Origin of the sequence: Halonotius terrestris, assembly GCF_006861665.1 — an archaeon.
Lineage (GTDB): Archaea > Halobacteriota > Halobacteria > Halobacteriales > Haloferacaceae > Halonotius > Halonotius terrestris.
Genome location: NZ_RKLU01000010.1, coordinates 1 through 20,777, shown reverse-complemented (window position 1 = coordinate 20,777; position 20,777 = coordinate 1). Strand labels below are relative to the sequence as shown.

Annotated in this window: 23 protein-coding genes and 1 pseudogene; 20 read left to right on the top strand and 4 right to left on the bottom strand. The window is 57.9% G+C overall.

Annotation, left to right across the window (positions count from 1 at the left end; translation table 11 throughout):
• Positions 1-87 precede the first annotated feature (87 nt).
• A complete protein-coding gene (locus EGH24_RS13580; RefSeq protein ID WP_142980678.1) occupies positions 88-1,038 on the bottom strand; it encodes a PD-(D/E)XK nuclease family protein in 951 nt (316 codons plus the stop codon).
• A 723-nt stretch (positions 1,039-1,761) separates the two neighbouring features.
• Between EGH24_RS13580 and EGH24_RS13575 the strand changes: the two genes are divergently transcribed.
• The 11 genes and pseudogenes from EGH24_RS13575 to EGH24_RS13520 form a co-directional block, all read left to right on the top strand.
• Positions 1,762-2,052 (top strand): hypothetical protein, encoded by a 291-nt coding sequence (locus tag EGH24_RS13575; protein WP_142980677.1) that lies wholly within the window; start codon positions 1,762-1,764, stop codon positions 2,050-2,052.
• Complete coding sequence (locus tag EGH24_RS13570; RefSeq protein ID WP_142980676.1) at positions 2,052-2,378, top strand: DUF7558 family protein; 327 nt, start codon at positions 2,052-2,054, stop codon at positions 2,376-2,378. The genes EGH24_RS13575 and EGH24_RS13570 overlap by 1 nt, the downstream gene beginning before the upstream one ends.
• A 155-nt stretch (positions 2,379-2,533) precedes the next feature.
• Positions 2,534-2,884, top strand: a complete 351-nt coding sequence (locus tag EGH24_RS13565) for a hypothetical protein (protein WP_142980675.1) — start codon at positions 2,534-2,536, stop codon at positions 2,882-2,884.
• Positions 2,885-2,890: 6 nt separating this feature from the next.
• A complete protein-coding gene (locus EGH24_RS13560) occupies positions 2,891-3,220 on the top strand; it encodes a hypothetical protein (protein ID WP_142980674.1) in 330 nt (109 codons plus the stop codon).
• Positions 3,221-3,304: 84 nt separating this feature from the next.
• Positions 3,305-3,565: a HalOD1 output domain-containing protein gene (locus EGH24_RS13555; RefSeq protein ID WP_142980673.1), complete on the top strand. Its 261-nt coding sequence runs from the start codon at positions 3,305-3,307 to the stop codon at positions 3,563-3,565.
• Between the two features lie 579 nt (positions 3,566-4,144).
• Complete coding sequence (locus tag EGH24_RS13545) at positions 4,145-5,005, top strand: DNA-binding protein (RefSeq protein WP_142980671.1); 861 nt, start codon at positions 4,145-4,147, stop codon at positions 5,003-5,005.
• Between the two features lie 220 nt (positions 5,006-5,225).
• On the top strand, positions 5,226-6,359 hold the full coding sequence (locus tag EGH24_RS13540) for a homing endonuclease associated repeat-containing protein (protein ID WP_142980670.1): 1,134 nt from the start codon (positions 5,226-5,228) through the stop codon (positions 6,357-6,359).
• A 66-nt stretch (positions 6,360-6,425) separates the two neighbouring features.
• The gene (locus tag EGH24_RS13535) at positions 6,426-6,644 is read left to right on the top strand and encodes a hypothetical protein (protein ID WP_142980669.1); all 219 of its coding nucleotides are present in this window, start codon (positions 6,426-6,428) and stop codon (positions 6,642-6,644) included.
• Positions 6,645-6,840: 196 nt separating this feature from the next.
• Positions 6,841-8,196: an AlbA family DNA-binding domain-containing protein gene (locus EGH24_RS13530; RefSeq protein ID WP_142980668.1), complete on the top strand. Its 1,356-nt coding sequence runs from the start codon at positions 6,841-6,843 to the stop codon at positions 8,194-8,196.
• A 354-nt stretch (positions 8,197-8,550) separates the two neighbouring features.
• Positions 8,551-11,901, top strand: a complete 3,351-nt coding sequence (locus EGH24_RS13525) for a KAP family P-loop NTPase fold protein (RefSeq protein WP_142980667.1) — start codon at positions 8,551-8,553, stop codon at positions 11,899-11,901.
• Between the two features lie 290 nt (positions 11,902-12,191).
• Positions 12,192-12,709: pseudogene (locus EGH24_RS13520) on the top strand (transcription initiation factor IIB); the annotation flags it as partial.
• 66 nt (positions 12,710-12,775) lie between these two features.
• Here EGH24_RS13520 and EGH24_RS13515 read toward each other — a convergent pair.
• From EGH24_RS13515 to EGH24_RS13495, 3 genes are all read right to left on the bottom strand, one after another.
• A complete protein-coding gene (locus EGH24_RS13515; RefSeq protein ID WP_142980666.1) occupies positions 12,776-14,053 on the bottom strand; it encodes an RNA-guided endonuclease InsQ/TnpB family protein in 1,278 nt (425 codons plus the stop codon).
• Between the two features lie 581 nt (positions 14,054-14,634).
• Positions 14,635-15,123, bottom strand: coding sequence for a hypothetical protein (locus EGH24_RS13500; protein WP_142980665.1), 489 nt, complete (start codon positions 15,121-15,123; stop codon positions 14,635-14,637).
• A gap of 17 nt (positions 15,124-15,140) precedes the next feature.
• Entirely contained in the window at positions 15,141-15,692 is a 552-nt protein-coding gene (locus EGH24_RS13495) for a DUF7342 family protein (RefSeq protein ID WP_142980664.1), read from the bottom strand.
• A 337-nt stretch (positions 15,693-16,029) separates the two neighbouring features.
• Between EGH24_RS13495 and EGH24_RS13490 the strand changes: the two genes are divergently transcribed.
• From EGH24_RS13490 to EGH24_RS15525, 9 genes are all read left to right on the top strand, one after another.
• Positions 16,030-16,218 (top strand): hypothetical protein, encoded by a 189-nt coding sequence (locus tag EGH24_RS13490; protein WP_142980663.1) that lies wholly within the window; start codon positions 16,030-16,032, stop codon positions 16,216-16,218.
• Between the two features lie 88 nt (positions 16,219-16,306).
• Positions 16,307-16,687, top strand: a complete 381-nt coding sequence (locus tag EGH24_RS13485; RefSeq protein ID WP_142980662.1) for a hypothetical protein — start codon at positions 16,307-16,309, stop codon at positions 16,685-16,687.
• 69 nt (positions 16,688-16,756) lie between these two features.
• The gene (locus EGH24_RS13480; RefSeq protein WP_142980661.1) at positions 16,757-17,419 is read left to right on the top strand and encodes a DUF6735 family protein; all 663 of its coding nucleotides are present in this window, start codon (positions 16,757-16,759) and stop codon (positions 17,417-17,419) included.
• 75 nt (positions 17,420-17,494) lie between these two features.
• A complete protein-coding gene (locus tag EGH24_RS13475) occupies positions 17,495-17,917 on the top strand; it encodes a hypothetical protein (protein ID WP_142980660.1) in 423 nt (140 codons plus the stop codon).
• A 108-nt stretch (positions 17,918-18,025) separates the two neighbouring features.
• Positions 18,026-18,526, top strand: coding sequence for a hypothetical protein (locus EGH24_RS13470; protein WP_142980659.1), 501 nt, complete (start codon positions 18,026-18,028; stop codon positions 18,524-18,526).
• 6 nt (positions 18,527-18,532) lie between these two features.
• A complete protein-coding gene (locus EGH24_RS13465; RefSeq protein WP_142980658.1) occupies positions 18,533-18,898 on the top strand; it encodes a DUF7568 family protein in 366 nt (121 codons plus the stop codon).
• A gap of 72 nt (positions 18,899-18,970) precedes the next feature.
• Complete coding sequence (locus EGH24_RS13460) at positions 18,971-19,366, top strand: DUF7567 family protein (RefSeq protein WP_142980657.1); 396 nt, start codon at positions 18,971-18,973, stop codon at positions 19,364-19,366.
• Positions 19,367-19,448: 82 nt separating this feature from the next.
• Positions 19,449-20,033 carry a hypothetical protein gene (locus tag EGH24_RS13455; RefSeq protein ID WP_142980656.1) on the top strand — a complete coding sequence of 195 codons (585 nt, stop codon included), beginning with the start codon at positions 19,449-19,451 and terminating at the stop codon, positions 20,031-20,033.
• Between the two features lie 44 nt (positions 20,034-20,077).
• A partial coding sequence (locus tag EGH24_RS15525; protein WP_142980655.1) for a MarR family transcriptional regulator occupies positions 20,078-20,777 on the top strand: 700 nt, incomplete at its 3' end.

The window sequence follows — 20,777 nt, the reverse complement described above, 5'->3', positions numbered from 1 at the left end:
TCTCTCGCTGCAGGGCACCGGGTGTGGGATTCTCCGGAGATGATTCGGTGTCTCTCCCGTCTATTATGTAACGGAGAGTAACTTCGATCAGAGAGTCCGTTGACCGGTAGCCGTGCTTGGGGTTATGATCTGTCCCTTGTTTGAGCCGTTTATCACGCCCCAGTACTTCGAAGCGAATCCCTGCATCTTCCCACCGATGCTTGCTAATACGGTAAATATCCGAGCCCTTCTCAAACCGCGACTGAAGCGTTCGTGATGTCCACTCACCGGACGACCCGGTAGACAACTCATACTGTTCTCGTAGCCATTCACGCAGTCGTTTGAACAACTGAATGCGGTCATCAATATACGCATCTGAATCATACGGAATCCCAGCTGATCCAGCTTCGCTCCATATTGGAGCGCCAGTCTGGAATCTGGGCCAAAATCTCGCTGGTCTAGGAGATCTTTGTCGATTGCGCGCATCCAGTCACGGAGACGAAGTGCATCAATATCTGACTCAACTTGCCCGACAAGGCTTGCCAACACGCTATGAATATCGCTCCAGTACAGATGTGGATACGATCCTTTCGTATTTTGATGCTTCTGCGTGAGTAATATATAGTCCCACGAATGGATGGCGTCTTTCTCAACCTGCTTCTGGAGATAGCGTGTCTGAGCGTCTATCTGTCCGTGCCTGAGAGAAGACTGAGTCTTTATTTCAAGAGCGATCATACGCGTATCCATCTCGATTAGAATATCCAGCTCCGTCTCGTCCGGCTTCCGGCTAAACGCGCTGACCGAATTAATCGCGGATCCATCTACCTCTTCAATTGCAGATTGGGTCTCAGCGGCCACGTCCAAGCAATGATTCAGAAAGGTCGAATCCAAGCCGTGACTTCCTTCGGGATCACACATCCATCTCAAAAATTTCGTGTGTGTCCGTTCATCCCCTGCTCTATCGATAATGTCGAACGTGGTTGTTTGCTCGGTAGTTGCCTGACGATAGAGACTCAATATCTCATCAATTTCGCCTTCAGTTAGCTCACCGGCGTCCATAGTTCGTACAATTAGACGGAAATGATAGTACTTTCCCAGTGATATACAAGATGTTCAGTGACTCTGTATACACCCTCTGATCCTCGTTTAGACGCGGTGTAGCTCGTCTACTATGCCCGTTGTCCAAGCAACGGAATCAGGGTAAGATCCACTCACGGACTGGTTCTTCTCACTGGACGTAGCTACTAACCGACGGCTTCAGGAGCGTCTAAACAAGGCCCACCCTCTGTATGTAGCATACTATTTCTACCACTTTTGGAGCGTTTCAACAGAGTCTCTTCACTCAAACTCCCCAACTGGACCAGCTGACACCAGCCCTGACCTGTTCTAGACACCAGATATGATAGAATCGTGTTGAGTCCGCAAATCGCAGGACAGCAGGACTAGACACCAGGCTCATCTACGAAGGAGTTTTCGGACAGCCCCCCAAAATCTGGTGTCAGGTATCGCTGTCTTGCGATTTGGAGGCGAATTCGGCCACTAGACAGCAGGAAAATCAACCGATATATGGTGGGGGTGGCCGCCCAAAGTTGTGTTCGCGGCCAACAGGGCCGAGGTGCCAGGCCGCAGGCCAAGCGAGAGTAGGCTGCCACCCGGACGATGGCGTGGGGCGTGGAGGGTGAAGGAGCAGATCGACATCGTGACTGAGAATGGTGACTGTGGCGACTGTTTATTGTGCCCCGGAGTGGGTGCGGGGCGGTTCGTGCGCTGCCCCTGATTCGTATGTCTGGTCCGGATAGATACGACGATACGGCAGACGATCACGAACGGTTCGAAGCAGAATTGCTCGCTCAAGATCGGGATGCGCGGTCACCATCGACGGCGGATCTCGACGACGAGACAGCCCGCCAGCTGGTTCGAGAGCTACTTGATGCCGGGACGGTCACACCGGTCGTCGACCAGCGGCTTCTCGTTCACGAACCCAGCGACACAGCGTTCGAATCGATGCAGCAGCTCGCCGTCTTCCACACGGGCTGGACGGCCGCCCGCGACGCCAGTGAGGGGGACGAATGATGCAGCAGACGCTGGCCGGCTGTGCCTTCTGCGAGGCGCCACCCGGGTCAGAGACCGGGATCGCCTACACGTGGGGGAAAGAGGAGCGGGTCAGCCACCCGATTTGCGTCGACTGTGCGATTCAGGAGAGGCCGGATCCCGACGAGCGTGATCACTACGCCTGTGACAGCTGTGGCCTCGTCGTCGACGCGCTCGCAGCGCTCACACAGTTTCGGATCGAACTCGGCCATCTCGAAGGCCCGATACAGGTCTGTGCGCGGTGTAGTCCAGGCGGGCCAGCAACGTACTGGACGCGCGACCTCGACCCGCACATCGTCTCTGACTGACCCGCCGAGCGGTCGTCACCAGGAGTGGCACGGCGCCCACGGCGGGAGGGTCACAGTTGTCCGTAGCTGTCCCACCCCACGCCCCAGCAGCGCTGGTTGTGTCGCTGTCCCGTCGCTCCGCTATCTTCAACAGACGGGCGCTCCTCGGGATGACTATGGACTGCCCCGCGTGCGGGTCCCCAGTCACCCTCGAGGTCGGACCGGACCGGCCGCTGTCGACGTCGCTGTCCGACGCCGTCCTCGCAGCGGAAGAGGACGAGCAGATCGAGGTGACCCGAGACTGTTGGGACTGTGGCTGGCACGAAACGCGGGCGCTTCGCGTCACATCGATCGACACGACCGCCGGCGACGGGACTGCCGTCGAGCGAGCCGCACTCATCGACGAGATTACCGACGAGCTCGCGTCGATCGAGAGTGTGGGTACGCTTGAGGCGACGCTGGCTGCGATCCGCCGGCAACGAGACACCGACCCGGCGAGGACCGATACGGACGACGTCACGGAGTGACTCGCAATGCCTGATGCTGAACCCCACTATAACGTCCGTGAGCAAACCGGGAATCCCGACCACGCATCGGTCGACGATGTGGTCGACCTCGTGATCCACCGGGCGCAGAACCCGCGAGCCGAGCACGAGGATGCGCATTTCGATACGGCGGTCGCGGCGCTCGTCGACAGGTACGGACCGGAGTCGGTCCGGACAGTCATCCACCGCATCCTCGTCGACGACGAGCCGTTCCGGACCGCCACGAATGGTCTTGAGATGCGCAACGTCGACGGCGTTCGGATCGGGACCGCCGCCAGCTGCTTCCTCGAGGAGCTGAACGCACAGGACGACCACTGAGGGACCGGTTGAAAGCCCGCAGCGACAGTCCATCGAATCCCCATTTTTAACTCCTGTTCGCCCTACCTACCCGTCAAGGCCACAATGGCTCCCTCCACCCCAAGAGACGCAGATACATCCCCCAATCTACTCGTTGAAATCGTCGAGACACTGGAAGCCCACGGGTTGGCGAGTGATTCGTATCAGCTCCACGATGCCGTCGACGTCGAGGCACTCGAACAGCTTCTCGCATCCTCAACCGGCGACGTCGAGGTCCGGTTCACTGTGGAAGGGATTCAGCTCGCTGTCACCCACGACGGCGTCGATGTCCTTCTCGACGAGCCAGCCGGGGCACCTGACCAATAGCGCGATCGAATTCGTCGACAGCGACGTTCCCTGAAAGCCCTCGGCCGCTCGGCATCCCGCGACCACCGCTGCGCTCCTCGTCCCTGCGGTGCTTACGGGGTCGGGGGACGGCCGAGGCGGCCTCGCCCTTTCTGAGTCCGCCAGGACGGTAGCTGGGTCGCCGAGTGTCGCGGCCGGTTGGACAGGTGTGTACGTCACGGCCCGCCCCGCTCGCCGNTGCCGCCCTNCGCGTCGCTCGCGACCGACCATTCCGGGCNGNCTGCCTGCAGTAGCGGGCGGNCTGCCGGGCTAAAATGNATGTGCCCTCGGCGCCAGCGGGAAAGCGCGGGGGGTTGCGCGGCGTGGCTGCTCACCCCCCACGCTTTCTCCCCTGGCCGCTCGCTCCGGGCGGGTCGGCGCGCGGTGCTGGTTGGGGTCGCCGCACTCGGGCGCGCTCTCGCTCGCGCCCGGTAGGGCGCTCGCGAAGGCGCGAGCGAGAGCGCGCAGTCGGTGCTATCGGACGTCGACATCGTCGGAAAACCGCGATGCTTGGGACATCGCGGTGGCGGCGCGCGAGCGCCTTCGGATCAGTGAGATCCAATGTCTAGTAACAACTCGAGTCGCAAGGTCGTTACGGTGGATGAACAGGCATTCGAGCGAGCCGAAGACGCCGGCGTCGATGAGGACGGCTTCGAAGTCGTCGACGACAAGCCGGAGTTCCAGGCGACGGTCCAGCAGGAAACGCAGGCGAAGGTGGATTCCAACCACCCAGACGGCATCGTCCAGGACTTCTCGCACCTGCCCCTCGCGCAGGAAGAGAAGATTCGTGCCCGGGAAGCCGAATTGGAGCACATCAGCGCCCAGGCGGAACTCGGCACCCAAGATGGGCGGGCGAAGCGAACTCGCGAGGTCGTCACCGAACGGCGGCAGCGCAAGCGGGAGAAACGCACCCCCGAGCGGACGGATCCGCGTGAACGCCTCTCCCGGATGGAGCTGGCGAAGGTGAATCAGGAAGCAGACCGGATGGCACAGCGGCTTCGCACCGGTCATAGTCGGGCGGCCGTCTCGCGGGCGCTCGCAAAGCGGGTCGCCAAGGGGCAGGACATCACCGAAGCAGTGTTCGACACGATGGACGCGCTCAAGGCGGCTCCCGGCGCCATCTGCCCGATCGAGGACGTCCCGGACGTGCAGACCGACGAGGTGAGCATCGAAGGCGAGATCGTGAAACTCTGGCCTCCGAGCGATTCAGCCATAGCCCAAGTCGGTCTCATCGCAGACGACACCGGGAAAATCAAGTTCACGTCCTGGACGGCTTCAGAGCCAAAATTCGTCCGAGTGGGTGAACGGGTGCGGATGCGCGCGCTCAAGAAGAACTGGTACCAAGGCCGGTGTTCCCTCGCAGTCACCTACGACAGTATGATCGTTTTCCCAGAGCGCGACGACCGCTGGTGGGAAGAATAGGGGCGTAGCCCCTTCTTTTTNTGGTNNNTGCCGGACCGACCCAAGCCCCNCCGCCCCNCCCNCCGCTCCGTGCTCGCTCCCTNCGGTCGCTGNGCGCGCAGCCACAACCTCNGGTNNNGGTCNAACGTTTATCAGTGAAACCGGGGGAATGGGTGTGCGACCCGAGTCCGTTTATCCGGCCCCGCGAGGGGTGCGGACGCACGAGTGCTCGGGAGTACGTATGACCGTCGAAGGCGACTATACCTGTGACATCTGCGGGGAATCGTTCGAACGAAACGTCGATATTGCCACCCACGTTCAGAGCCACCAATCATCAATCGATCCGGACCACATCCTCGCTGAACTTACCCGCGTTGCCGACCAGAAAGGTCGGGCCCCGACACAACCCGAATTCAACGAGGAAGCAGATTGTACCCACGGCGCGGTCCAGTCACACTTCGGCAGCTGGAAGGCTGGTCTGGAAGCCGCAGGCCTTGAGCCACTCTCCCATTCCCATTCGGAGCAAGAACTGATCGACGAACTCCGACGTGTAGCTGATGAGCTCGGCCACTCACCCTCAGTTGCGGAAATGGACGCGGAGGGAACCGTCTCATCCGCCACAATCTCCAAGCGGTTCGGATCGTGGAACGAGGGACTTGAAGCAGCGGGATTGGCTACTACGAAAGCCACCAAAACGTCGCCCCAAGAGGTAGTCAAAGCAATTCGTTCACTCGCAGATGAACTTGGACGGGCTCCGACCGCCACCGAGATGGAAAAGCGCGGAGCGTATTCAACAAAAGTCGCTCAGCGGCGTTTCGACAGCTGGAACGCCGCACTCCGGGAAGCAGGATTCGAACCACTCTCAAAAAAGAATGTTCCAGAAGACGAACTGATAGCGGAACTGAGGCGGCTTCGTGACGAATTGGGTCATGTTCCATCTTCCACGGAGATGCACGAACATGGCCAGTTTACGATGAACCTCTACCTCGACCGGTTTGGATCGTGGAAACAGGCTATCAAGGCGGCCGGGATGGAGTATCGTGGCCAGCCAAGCGGTCCCGATCATCCGCTCTGGAAGGGCGGTTACGGAGACATCTCATACGGCCCGAACTGGTACAAGCAGCGCAAACGGGCGTTGGAACGGGACGGCTTCGAGTGCCAGATGCCGGGCTGTCCCATCGACCGTGAAATCCATCGCGAGCGCTGGGACCGCGACCTGAACGTCCACCACATTACGCCGCTTGGTACGTTCATCGACGCCGACGGGGTTCTGGACTACGAGCGGGCGAACCGGCTTGAGAACCTAATCACACTCTGTCAGCGCCACCATATGATATGGGAGGAGTTCGCCCCGCTTCAGCCCGATATTCGCTAACCGCACCAGGTGGTGTTGCTCGCCCCCGGCGATGGGTGGCGGGGCCACCAGCAATCCCGTCCCACTATGACCGACGACACGACACTCACGGCCCGTGAACGGCTTCGTGTTCACCTCCACGAGGCCCGCCGCACGACCGACTCCCCGATCGTGGAAGCACAGTTAGAGGCCGCACTGGACGCCTGGAACGACCTGCGGCCGACACCCCTGCGGGAGTGTCCCGTCTGTGGGAAGGTCGGGCTGCCTGAACGAATCCAACAACACAGGTGTGGGTCGAAGACATAGCGCACTTTGGTTTTTGTCAATCAAACAAATTTTTTGACCTTTTGGAACTCAAAGAGCCCAATTTCTAAGCGTGGAATTGAACGTCATATTTCCGATCATTCGAACCTTCGGTTCGTTAGCCACGGTTTTCTGGTTATGGAGAACCATTTGAGGCTAACATTGATTTGAGCCGCATAAGACTACTCTATCAACTCAGATGAATATTCGCGAACGAATAGATTGTGGTGATCCAGAAGATAGTCGTCTGGAATACAAGAGCAAAGAGGTGGGCAATCAGAAGATCGCCCTTGAACTCGCTGCTATGGCCAACAGCCAAGGGGGGAGCCTAATCCTCGGGGTTCGCGAAAACAACGACGGCGAACCAGATCTAATACAGAATGTGTCGAATCCGCACGAGAGGGTGGAGGCAGTTACCAACGTAATCTACGATCGTGTAGAGCCAAACCTGGATTTCAACAGCGATACGCTCCGAGTTGATGGGGATACTCTAGTAGTTTTCACTGTCGACCAGACCAATACGCTCCACAGTTTTCTTAATTCGAAGATTGATGAACCGGTCTTCCCGGTCCGGAGAAACACTCGAGTCGGGTATCTGCACGGCCACGAAGTCGCCCAACACTATGAGGCGAGTATTGAAGGAGATGAGTCTGATGAAGAGTATCTGAGGCTCCCGGACGGTGAATCATCGAATTATTTTCTTAGAGCCCCGGATGGTCACATCTCCGATATCTGCATCTTTTCGAACGTCTACTATCCGGGGAACCCGGTTCGGATTGATGTTCGAGCCGGACGCTTACACGAGGTTGAGGTCGAACACATCTTCGCCGTTCTAGAAGACCTGTTCAGCCTTTCAAACGGTGAATCATCCTTTACCATCAACCAGTCAAACGCGGCCTGGATCGGCAGAGGATTCTCTAATTTCGTTCACAACCTTCGGGATCAAAAAGAGCGATACAGCGAGGCAGAGCAGGAGTATAACTACAATCTCGATCTCTATGGAAATGAGCAGGCGGTCTTTATTTCTAACCTCGATATGGTGTATCCGGAGTCGACCATCATGATTTACGCCGGCCCCTTCGTACAGCACGAAGGGTATCGGAATATCGCCGTCAACTTCTTCATTGACGGACATCCGGCTGACGTCCGGCCGTTGATCGAGTTTTCTGAACGGACTGGTCTGTCCCTTTCACAGGCCCATAATGTTGCTATCCCCACCGACGGCATCAGAGAACCGAGCCGGATACCCGTGAAAGTGATAAATAAATCGGTCCGGACAGATGTGCCACAGAGTGAAGATCATCGAACGGTGGATGGAGTTGTCTGTGTGAATCCGTTCGTCGATAACCTAGAGTTCCTAGAGCAGGAGTTGGAACTTGAGGGGCTTAGCCCCGTCACGAAATACGAATGTCTGTTTGCGTACCTGCGCGACTGGGATTACGTTGATGAGGACAACGAGTACGAGGGCAAACGGTTCTTAGTTACGGACTGGAATGAATTCACAAAGGGGATCTATGCGAATGTGAAAGAGATACGGTTTGAAGTAAACTGGTGAACCTGAGATTTGATACTGACCACACACTTCGGACGATCTTGATCAGATGAACCGTTCGTTGAGGAAGATTCCAGCGCTGTTCAGCACCCTCAAATTTCTGTAGGATGAATTCGATGGCTACTTCGATCAATACCAGCTAAGTTTCGGCTTAGAGGGGGGAGGCAGCCAGCAGTTCGGTCTACTCGCTATGAACTAGTTGGTCGTCCTTCCATCCCGGTCAACGGCAGCTGGAAAGCGGCCTCAAAGCACGAGATACGATATAGGGGGTAAACTGGAAGATGCAGTAATCGGATTTTTAGATTCCATTTTCAGCAGAAGGTTATCTTTTATCCGTGTGCTGGCAGATTTGTACTCATGACCGGTGAGGATGGACGTGTCTTTCTCTCTGACGAGCCGATAGAGTCTACAGATCAAGATCGATTCGAGCATCGGGAGTACGTCGACGCCCTTGAGCAGATACTGGAGAACGCAGAGCCACGATGGAACATCGGTGTCTTTGGCAAGTGGGGGACAGGAAAGAGCTCGATAATCAACCTCCTGTTCGATCGGCTGAGCAACAATCCCGAGTTTGGGGAAACGGTTTGTGTAGAATTCGATGCGTGGACCCACGCCGAAGAGTCGATTCGAACAGATTTACTTCTCGGCATCGACCACGAACTTGGAGCGAAGACGAACACGAGGGTTGACGACGATTACGGTATCCTTGGAGAGGACTACATCACCGAAGAACTCTATGACATTACGGAAGATCAAGATAGCGACAACCCTTCTCTTCGTGAATATGCTCAACAGCTCCTCACACATTCAAAATTCGTCACAGTCATCGTTGCGATAACCTCGCTAATTCTGATAGCAGGGGTTCTCATTAATATCCTGAACGCTCTTGGGATTTTTACCCCGGGACAAGGTCTAATGGGTACCGTAAACAGTATTCTCCAACTAGCTGTCCTACCTCTATTCCTTAGTCTCTTCATCTTCATGGCTAAGCAGGTCGAGGACGCGACTTCGACCCTCCGCCAACGATATCCACGCAACGATTGGTCCGGTGCGTACGAACAACTATTCGATGAAATGCTTGATGAGTTGGTCGAAAAGACGGATTACGACCGGGTCATCATCTCTGTAGACAATCTGGACCGGTGTGAGAGTGATACTGTCTACGATGTGTTGGTATCCCTCAAAACATTCATGGGCAACGACCGTTGTTTATATATCATTCCCTGCGACGACGAGGCGCTTCTCAGCCATATCCAGTCTATCGACAGAGGTGAGTACTTCGAAGAGAACGAAAATGAGCGGGAGTTCCTACGGAAACTCTTCCAAGCCCACGTCCGTATTCCGCCGTTCACGAGCAACGCCATCTCTGATTATGCTGCTGAATTGAACGACCAACTCAAGAACGATTATGGTGAGGAGGTTCTCTCAGTCGTCACGAAAGCATACGTCCGGAATCCTCGACGTATCAAACAGGCTCTCAACCGTCTGACGACGCTACGAATGTTGGCCGAGGAAATAGAGGACACTCAGCGAATGCGTGAAGGAGTGATTACCGGCAACCTTCCATTCTTGGCGAAGATATCAATACTGCAGGAAGACTTCCCAGAGTTTTATCGGTCTCTACAGGCAAATCCGCGTCTCCTTGAGGAATTCAATGACTACTTTGCCGGTCGTGTGATGGACCCGGAACGAGAGGAAGAACTAGCATCACACTTCGAACCGTCAGAGGACGGGAACGGGAAGTCTGTGGAGGGGCTTCGAGAATTCCTGTCTTCCACACGGTACATCACCGATGATAACCCACGGCGGTTCATCTATCTGAGCGAGCCCCCGTACACGCTCACACTCAAAGACGGCGACCGCTTCGTCGAAGATTTACGTGCTCGGCAGGTCGATAAGATTCGCGACGAACTGGATACCCTATTTGAGGACGGTGGTGACTTCGGTCCGTACCGTGAGGCAATCAACGATACGCTTGACGAGTGGAGTCATCTCGATTCAGAACTCTTCAACATCATCGAGGGGTTGATGGAGGTATTCGATGCTCTGGATGATGACGCCCAGACTCAGGTAGCCCGAATAGTAAGTGAGTACCTGGTTTCCGTCGACAGGCGGGACTTCTTGGAGGATTTAGATCCCAATATCTCGTTCCCGATGATACTCAAAATGCAACCACGCGACTCGCGTGTGCTCTTTGGGGCTTATGGTGAACTGGTCGCTGATTCAGAAACGCTTCAGGAGAATATCCTCGATGCGTTCGTCAAACACGCTGAAGGAATTCCGAGCTCTGCGAAACGACCCCTGACCGAGAATCTCATCCAACTACGTGAGAATCAGCAGGAAGACACGTTCAAAACGGCGCTCGACAAAATTCACAATTCGGCAGCCGCACGTCAAAAGTTCGCCACCACGAAGCTGCTGAAGGAGGCCATCAAGTTGATTGAGTTGGGTAACAACGAACGTCAGTTTGAGAACGAGGACTACTACCAGAAGTTCGACGCGGATGCATCCGCTGAGGCCCGAGGTACGTTCGTCGAAAAATTGCTTGAACTCCGGAACGAAGTTGAAGATAACAATATCAATCACATCAACGACAGTATCTCGAATATCCTTCTCAATATCGAATCTGACCTACCACGTCAGACTGCGAGTCATCTCTACAACGAATTCCACGGGATGGTGAATGCCCCGAGTAATAACGAAAAGAATCTGGTTGAGACGCTCTTCTATCAATATGACACTCTCTCATCGAGTGACCAGAACCGATTCCGTCAGGAGTGTTTGAAGCAGATTCAGAACTGGGGCGGGACTGGTCAGCAGTACCTCAAATGGGCGCAGCAGTACGATGTACCCCTGCTTGATTCAGAAGACGCAGTGACGGCGACACTCGACCCGTTCCCGGAACAGAACACCAATTCGAGGCTGCTCACCAACACGGTCCTATCGCTGATACCTGAGGTATTCGACGAAGAAGTGACATCGCCGAAGTTGATCGAGATCTTGGAGAACAACGAGGACTCCAAAGCACAGCTCGGTGCAGAGATGTTTTCCACCGCACCGAAGCGATTCAAGAGTGTTCAGGATGAGGTGGTCAGTACGTGCCTGAACAAGGCAAAGAGGACAAACGACACGAACAGTAAACAGATCTACCTGACTGCTGTTGCCGAGGTGTTCACCGAACTTGAGGACAGTGACCAAGAACGGTTCCTCAGTCGGCTAACCGACCTTGCGGGTGGCAACAACAAGGACAAGCAAGCGTTCTCGCGTGTTTGGAATGAAGTCAAATCAGATCTCACCTCTAATCACCGTCGCAAGGTGGGTCAGAACGTGCTCACCATTCTAGAAGACGAAGTGAGTGACCAGAATCAACAGGTTCCGACTGACGACTTGGTCGAAGTTCTCCAATCAGTGACTGATGATCTCGCCGCAAACGCGCACGAAGAGTTTATCCAACGATTGAGCGACAAACTGACCGACGGCAATCGCAGATGGCAACAGAAACAGAATATCGTAGGTCAACTTGCTGCATTCACCGATCTTGCTGGCCAGGAAGAACTTGTGTTAACTCGCATTGAAGGGATGTTGAAGGAGAACTCACAGAACCAGCTCCACCAGACAACCAAAAAGAAACTAGATATCCTCGAACAGCACGATGGAATGGATAAAGCCCGAATCAAAGAAATCCGTGAGCAGCACCTGAAGACGTAGTCAGTGGGGCATAGCGGCTCAATCTTCTACCGCTTACCCCTAACCGTACCGAATGTTTGCAATATGGGGGGAAGCAAGTCGACGAACTGCCCGTCGGCCGTCGTGTACACCGCTCGGTCCTCCGTCCTGTTTTGCTGGTACAACGTATATAACGGATTCAACCGCTCAGGATATACTCGAGTGTTGTTTTCGGGAATTCTTAAGCCATAATAGGAGGACTCAAGCACCATCATCTGAGCGCTAATCCAGCTGAAACGAGTTCCGTACTCGATAGCGTCTATTTTCCCCCAATGGGTGAGGGGTTCGCTGTACTGGCGAGTTCCTGAATACGGTGAGAACAATGGCAACGAGAGACATCTACGAAACCGGCTTCGACGAAGACGTCCAAACGGAGTCAAGCGCAAACCAGTGTCCCGAGTGCCACGGACACGTCACTACGAACGTCAAGGAAACGGTCTGTGAGGACTGTGGCCTCGTCATCGAAGAGCAACGTATCGATCACGGGCCGGAGTGGCGAGCATACGATGCAGACGAGCGCGAGCGAACAGGCGCACCGCTGACTGCGGCCCGCCACGATCGAGGCCTCTCGACGGAAATCGGCCGCGGAACTGATGTACACGGAAACGAACTCTCAGGGCGGAAACGCCGGCGGCTGGCCCGGATGCGGCGCGAACAGACCCGTGGGCGCTGGCGGTCGAAGGCGGAACGGAATCTCGCACACGGGCTGGGCGAGGTGCGTCGGTTGGCGAGTGCCCTCGAACTCTCTGAGTCGATTCGTGACCAGGCGTGCCAATTCGTGATGAGCTCAAGCACATGCTCGACGACGGCGACCAGCTGTGGATCGTCCCAGCAATCGCTGGTCAACTACCCCACCCTACTTCGCTGACCCTGACGGGTTCGCTCGTTGAAGATGGGGCTTGTCCGTGGACTCTACCTCTGACTCGTGAGAGTACGGGGTGTATCCCCGATTCGGCGTCACCGTCCCGGACTTTAGGGCATATTGACTGATGCCCCTCCCACGCGAGGACTGTTGCTCGCGTCGGAGATACACGTCTGCCACGTTCTTGGCAGCGTTGTAGTCGGCGTGATTCCGAGTTCCGCACTGCTGGCACTCGAACGTATCGCGTGACGGGCGATTGTCATCGTGGATGAACCCACACTCAGCGCACCGCTTGCTGGTATTCTTCGGATTCGTCGTGTCCACGAACAGCCCTTCGGCTTCGGCCTTGTACTCGACGTACTCGAACAAGCGGTTAAACGCCCACTCGGAGTGCCACGCTGCGTCGGGCAGTCGCTCACGGATACCAGCTAACTCCTCGAACACGATCCCGTCACAGGCGTAGCGGAGAGCTTCCTCGACGATGCCGTTCGCAACGCTGTGGAGGACGTGTTTCACGTACTCGTCTTCGCGTCCGCTCACGGTCTCCAGCGTGCGGTGGGCGCTCCGCGTGCCACATTCTTGGAGGTCCCCACGCACCCGCTCGAACTCTCGTCGCTTGTGGTTGAGCTCACCAGCAGAAAAGAAGCGGGCCGTGCTGGTGACCGCGATCTCGGTCACGCCGAGGTCAACGCCGAGAACCGTTCCGTTCTCGGTCGCTTCCTCGTCGTCAGGCTTCGGTTTGCGAAAGCCAAGGTGCAAGTACCACTCCCCGTCTCGATAGTGTAGCGTGGATTCGGTCGGTTCCCACTCGTCGCGGTCGAGATACTGGTGTTGATAGCCGTCCTCGTCGTCGGGAAGCACGAGGTCTGCTCGAACCCGAGCGTGGTCGCCGTGGATAGTAAGGGAAACCTGCTCTTTCTCGGGGAAGATGGTCATCGTCCGACTGTCGTAGGTGACGGTCGGACTGGTGTACGTGGGCTTGCTGGCTTTCTTCCCGTCTTGGCGACGGGAGATGCAGGATTTGATGTTCTCGGCGGCTTGGTGACACGCGAGAATGGCGTGCTGGCTGCCGAGATGCGTGTTCTCGCGCACGTCGTCGTAGGCGAGTTGTTGTACGTCGGACTTTGAGTGACACCGCTCCCACGCCTTGTCTACGGCAACTTGGCATCCCCGTTTCCACGCCTCAATGGTCTCTCGGAGGAGTGACTCGTCGGTGGGGGAGACAGCCAGCCGTGTGATGGCGGTTCGACGGTGATAGTCGTTGTCCGACACTATCTTCAATGTTGTACTAAAGTTACTTAATAAGCGGGTTGTCGTTTCCTCCCCGCCCTACTGCGCTACTCACTCGATCCGCTCGTTGCGTTGCTCATTGGGGAGAAAGACTCCACTCGACAAAATTGAAACAGTACCCCACGAAACGGAATCCACCAGTGCCGGAGCCGAAATTCCGACCGTGACAGGCCTCGAGTGCCAGCACTGTACGAGAGAAACAGAACATCGGTTCAGGACACGCGAGTCGCTCTCTGACGAGACCTGGACGGGCCAACCAATCTGGGAGTGCCAGGTGTGTGGCACAGGTCGCTACGGGCCTGCTCCCGAATAGGGCAGGAGGAATCTCGCCGATTAACCAACAGTCGCCGATAGAGATGGCTTCTGTTGGTTAATACGGTGAGTACCCTCAAGTCCGACGGCAGTCACCGCGGGCGTTCATCAGGCAGAGTTCGCAGCGGCTTGCCTCCACAAATCGCGGCGGGAACAGGGGTAGTGGGTAACGCACCGTGACATCGACCAGTCCGGAACGTCACGCCGACCACGGCACGGACGCATCACCAGACGCTCGATGAACTCGCTGTCTAGATGGGCCAGGTAGGGAGCGAGGGCGCTCCATTCTTCCAGTGAATCGCATCTAACGCCGCCGGCAACTGCTGTAGTCGGTCATCGAGAACGGCGAGTGGATGCGCATCGAGAAACGTCGCCTCGTGCCGATCAACCGGCGTGTCTTCGAGATTGAGTTGGATATGACAGGGCCCAAGGTCCGGATGGTCGGCATCCTGGTGGAAGCCGAGCATCAGATTTCGGTCCGGTTCGACCCAGTTGATGCGGTAGTATTCGTGGTCGACGCCGGCGGGGTACCAGAAACGAATCTCCAGTCGTGCTGTCGCCGCGTCGTACGAGTCACTCAGGAAGGTAGTCGGCTCGACATCCGCGATGACGTACCGGGGTCGGCGTCGGGACGGGCGATAGCGGACTTCTTCACACCCCGACTGGTTCGTCAATCGGTCGTGAACGTCGCGGAGGAGGGTCCGCTGTGTATAGCGGTCGCGACCGGCAAGAAAGATCATTCTGTGAGAGAGGAGGATTAGCTCGTGGCGCGGTCAGCCACGTCGGTCATCTGCTCGCGGGCGGCTTCAACGTCAGAGTAGAGTTCCAGTGCGTGCTTGATGAGGCGGCGATCCTCCTCGTTCTCACGCCAGAACGCGATGACGTCGCGGCGGTCCCGGAGCTCCGCACTTGCGAGGTCGCCGTCGGCGAGCGACTGTTCGAGTTCTTCCCACGTCTCGACGTCGTAGGTCGCCTGCCACTCCTCGATCTCCTCGGTGATCGCGGCCAATTCACTCCGCAACTCCTCGCGGGTGTTTTCCTCAATGAGCGTGCGGATCTCCTCGAAGAGCAGGCGCGTGTAGTCCGGCTGGTAGCGCGTGGTCTCGCCGGCCTCGACGCGACGCAACTGGCCCTGGTCGACGAGATCCTGAAGTTCCTCGTTGGTCGTGCTCCAGGCGGCGTCGGCCTGCTCGCTGATCCAATTAACTGAGCGGGGTTCGCGAAGTGACTCGGCGACCGCCCGAATGCGGTCGCGGGCGCTCATCGACTCAGTCCACGATTGGACCCCATCTCGCGAGGATTCGGTCATGGTTGGCACCTCTTGGGACAGCGTTCGCGCCTCACTCTCATATATGTTTGTACTGTCTCGCATAATCAAGAGTGAGATGTGAGCGAAGGCGTCCGGACGTTGAAATGCGATACCGACAGAAGTTATGCACCAACCGATGTACGGCCGATATTCTGACTTTGCAAAACTACGGCCGACCGGCGAGGCATCCCACATCCCGGACACGATGCTGGACGACGGGTGGGAGAGTGACCTCCTGGCGGCAACGCGGTGCGACGAGCACGGGTGGCGACGCTGATGCGCCGACAACAGTCTCGTAAGGAGTCTTTCTGCGCCGGCGAGTGGTGAGGCGCTACCGATGAATCAGCAAGTCGAACAGGGCTACCGGATGCATTGTGTGCTCAGCAATCTCAGCCGGCTCGACGTTGACCAGTTGGACGACGCGGATCGAGAGCGAGTCGAGACTGCAAGAGACCTCCTGGAAGAAGTGAGCCTACTCACGGGACCAGAAGACGGGAGCGGACCAGCCACCCCAACAGACGACTGATCGTCATCGCCGTCGACGCCAGGGGGCACTTCCAGTGTCGGTTTATCGCCCCCCAAGAGGGGTGCGGGACTTCCCCGTGAGTCCAGACATGGCGACACTACAAGCTGCGACGACATCAACCGGCGCGATCGTATCGGATCCACAGGCAGTCCGCGAGCTCTGTGAGAGCTACTGCTTCGGGACGCTCGACTGGAAGGTCACCGACGAAGGCGAACTCACGATCTGGGGCTACGACGACTTTGAAGTGTACGAGGCGCGCGAGAATGGCCTCCCTGACTACGAAGGCGGCATCGTGACCCACGAATTCTTGCGAGAACTTGCCGACCACCTCGAAGCTGACGAGGAACTCGACATCCAGACAGCGGGGTTCACGAAGTGTCGCTTCCCAGTGCTGGCGAAGCGGTACGTCGTTCGCGACGGCGAAGTCCTCCACACGGACCTCAGTTCCCCCGAACCGATCGACGAGTAGCGTTGTTCATCCCCCGGGAGGGGTGCGGGGCGATCCAGTCGTGGGGCGCCCTGCGAGGTGATTGTTCAGATGGGTCACCGCGCACTTGTTGCGTACGAACGGACAGACGGACAGTACACGCTCCACTACTCTCATTGGGGTGCTGCGAACCTGAAGCTCAAGCACCGCATTACGGCTGAAACGCCGTTCGGTGGCGATGACACCGACTCCAAGTGGGCGAAACAGCTGCTGGCTGAACTGGCCGATGGCCTCGAGGCAGATGCCGTCGACGGCTACCTCACCGGCGAAGACCGCCCATCGACGGTCGTCGAGCCGAAGCCCCGCGCCACCGGGCTCACCCTCGACGAGATCATCGCTGACCATCTCGACTACCTCCACCACGAGGCGTTCTACGTGGTGTCCCCGACCTTCGAGGTGACCGCCTACCGGACACTGTGGTTCGGCCTCCAGTACGATTCAGAGACGGTCGACCACGGCGAGACGGTCGGGAACGGGGCGCTCGCAACCGTTCGGTGGCACGACGGCGAGCCGGTCGGCGACGGCCATCTGAAAGGGCAGTTCCGGGCGCTGAAGGACGTCGTCGGGGATATGGTCGACAAGGGTGTGTTTACCCAGTCGACGGCTCGCCAGTACCTCAAGCAGAAACTCGGCGAGTGGGTCGGGAAGCGCCGGGAGTTGCGCATCCCGAGCGGTGAAGTACCGTCTCCGGACGCGACACTTAGCCGCTCGTAGGCCGATCTGCGTCGAAGCAGATGGTGGTTTTTCTGGGGCAGAAAGGACTGAGCCCCACCGTGGGCTCGTGATTGGATGTCCGAGAAACCAGACGACGACCCATTCCACGATTGCGAGTTAGGTCCCGACGCAGTCCTCGGGACCCGCACCTTCCACGATGTCCTGTTCACGGACGATACCGAGACACCGGTGAACGTGCTAACCGGTGAGACGCCCGTACATTCGCAGGCGACTGTCGAGGAAGCGAAAGCGTTCGCTGCGAGTATCGACACGGACACACCACAAATCGCGCTCCCGGCCTCTGTCGAGACGCAGGTCGAAACCCAGAGCAAACCCTACACCTCGGCTGCGTTCTTCCACTTCAAGGCGACCGGGTCGCTCGAACTGCACCGTGCCTACCACGCCGCCTACGACTCCGACGCGTTCAGCGTCGATTTCGAGGCCGACTACGAGTCGGGCAATCTGACGATCACTGTCGAGCGGACACGCGACTCCTGAACCCGGTCTCTCGAAGCGAGTTTTTCGAGCGCCGGCGATGGGTGCCGGCGCACCGAGCAGACAAAGCTGAGCAGTGCCCGGTGAGTCGGCGCTCCGAGGTGAACAAAGATGCATATGGTCATCTACGCGTTGGTCGAGGCACCGACACAGCACGACGCCCTGGTCGAAGGGAAAGCAGTCTTCGACCGTCTCGTCGGCGCGAATCCCCACGGCTGCGCCGTGTTCGACTACTACATCACGTTCGACGAAGATGATACGACGGTCGCCGGGAAGGCTCGCTGGGGTGACCTGCCGACGGCAGCCCCCATCAACTCAGAGGAGGGCGGGGAACTGCTCGATCGAGCCTGGAACGCCACAAAAGAAGAGTTCCAGCGGAATCTCAACCGCGCGAAGGAGGCGCTCGACGAGCTCAGCGACGAGGCGATCATGCGCGACGAGGATCTCGCCCGCCACGCGTTCCACCAGGTCGGCGCGTATGAAGGGCCCTCGATCCCGATGTACGACCAGCACGCGATGGGGATTCGCCACCGCAATCAGCTCGACCGAGTCCTCGAGGAAGAGGAAGACAGCCAGACACTCTGGATTGTCCCCGCAGACGTCCACTTCTGACTGACAATGCCCAGAATCACAAACTGGTCCCGGGAGGGTCGTACACCAACACTCGCGTATCGAAACACCGAGACTGGAGCGCGAGCTGTTCTACACCGGGGTCCGGATTCATACCGGTACAAGTGGCGCGGGGCGATCCTCGTCGACGGCTACCCGATCTGGTCGCGGGGCTTCGAGACGAAGGAGGCGACAACGTTCCGGGATGCGCTTCGGGAGCGGCCAGCGCCCGAACTGAGCTGTCCGGAGTGTCCAAACGACGACATCCTCGTCGGTGAGAAGACAGCTGATGGAGCGAAGGTACAGCGGTGGTACGACTGTCCGGACTGTGGGTACGAAGCCCCCTCGCGCATCGTCTACGGCCCTGAACGCTGAGAACGTACACATGCAGGGTGTTTTTCGGCCGGGGCGGAGAGAGTGACCCGGTCGAGCCGGGTCGGTCCAACAATGAGTCTCGAAGTACTCGACCGACACAGCGAGGCACTGTTCGAGTTCCTCTGGTGCCCGGTCTGCGGGCAGGAAGTGTTCACCCACATTCCCTTCGAGGGAGTGTTCTGCAAGAACTGTAACACGCAGGTCATCCTCCGAGAATCCCGAGAAGACCGTGGCTACGAGGAGGCTGTGCTCGCGTGCTTCGACACCGACTCGACGTGGAACCTTCACGTCGACGAGAAGCTCCGTCGCGACCTGCCTGACGGTTCGGCACGGGCAAAAATCCTCGGTGCACCGGGTGCCTATGAGATCGACTGGTGGAGTCCAGCGCCTGGGGAGGATTGGGAGCCGGTCGAGCGTGGTGAATTCGACGACATGGAGGAACCAGACGAGGTGTCACATCTCGCGTAGCGGATTGCACTCCCGCTACGACTGTGTGGTGTTGTTTCAGCGCCGGCGATGGGTGCCGGCGCACACGCGCCGGCGAGTACCGATGTCGACACGGAGCCAACTCCGATTCGTCCAACGAGTCGAACAGACCGATGAGACAGATGGCAGCGCCGACCGCGTCGCGCAGGTGTACCGGCATTCGGACGGGTACCCCGGGAGCGTCCTCCGGGATCTCGCACAGCTGAAAGAGCTGCTCGATGCGACCCGCGCAGAGCGGGGACCGGGCTACACGGCGGCGACCTTCGTGTTCCTCGACAAGCTCTCGACGGTCGACCTCTATCTGGATGGCGACCCAGAGCGAACGATCGACGCGGCTCAGCCAGCGGATCTCCTCGAGCCGTCCAATATGGAGCACCTGGACCAGCCGCTGTTCCTGCTGGGCCACGGCGTCGAGAATCCGGCCGATGGCATCCACGGCGACGAGGAATACCTCTACGTCGTGGAACTCCCGACGGAGAACCCGTTCGACGAGCCGACCGAGTGGACAGTCAAAGTGAGCGGTCACTCCGCGTTCCCCCGCTGGGACGGCCCGACCGACGAGGCCTTCGAGCGAGCGAGCTGGCAGTTCCACGGGTCGCTCGAGGACGCGCTCGCAGAACTGGTCCGGGACGAAGCTGTCGTCAAGTAAAATCCCAAATCGTATTTACACATTCAAGGTTTAGAAAGACACAGATGATTTCGAAGGCCGGACTCGCCGTGCTTGACGCGCTGAGTACCGGTCGTAAAGCACCTCCGGAGGAACTGGCAGCTGAAACCGGATATTCACGAGAACATCTGTACGACGTACTCGACGAATTACTCTCAGCGGGATTGCTCACAGAAACCCGTGGGTCCAGCAATCAGCGTCGTGTCCGCATCGCGGAACATCCAGTTACCGAAGCGTATCGAACGCTGCAGGTGGAGTTCAGCCACGTAGACTGGACGGAACTGCTCTCCCCAGCCACACTCCGCGTGTGTTGGTATCTCGATAGACCACGTTACATCGCTGATATCGCAGACCGGCTCGGAATCACTCGACAAGGTGTCCACAGCGCGTTATCGCCGCTCAAGAACCGAGCACTACTCTCCAGATCCGATTCGAAGTACGCCCTTCATGACGAAGTCTCGCCGCTGTTGGCGTTCGCCCGGGCTACTGTAGAGCACGAACATCGAGCCCGAGTCCGGGAAATCGCCCCCAGCGCCACGCTCGCGTGGTGCGATCCGAACCGATCCCTCGTCCGCGTACAGACCGCGGAGGATACGGACGCACTCCAAGCAGCTCCGGACTGGGAGATGACCGGACTGGGTCGGTTTGCAGCGTATGGTCTACAGTTTTTCCTCGCCGGCGAGCCTCCGTTCTGGTATGCTCCAGGTGAGGAGCTAACGGCTGCTG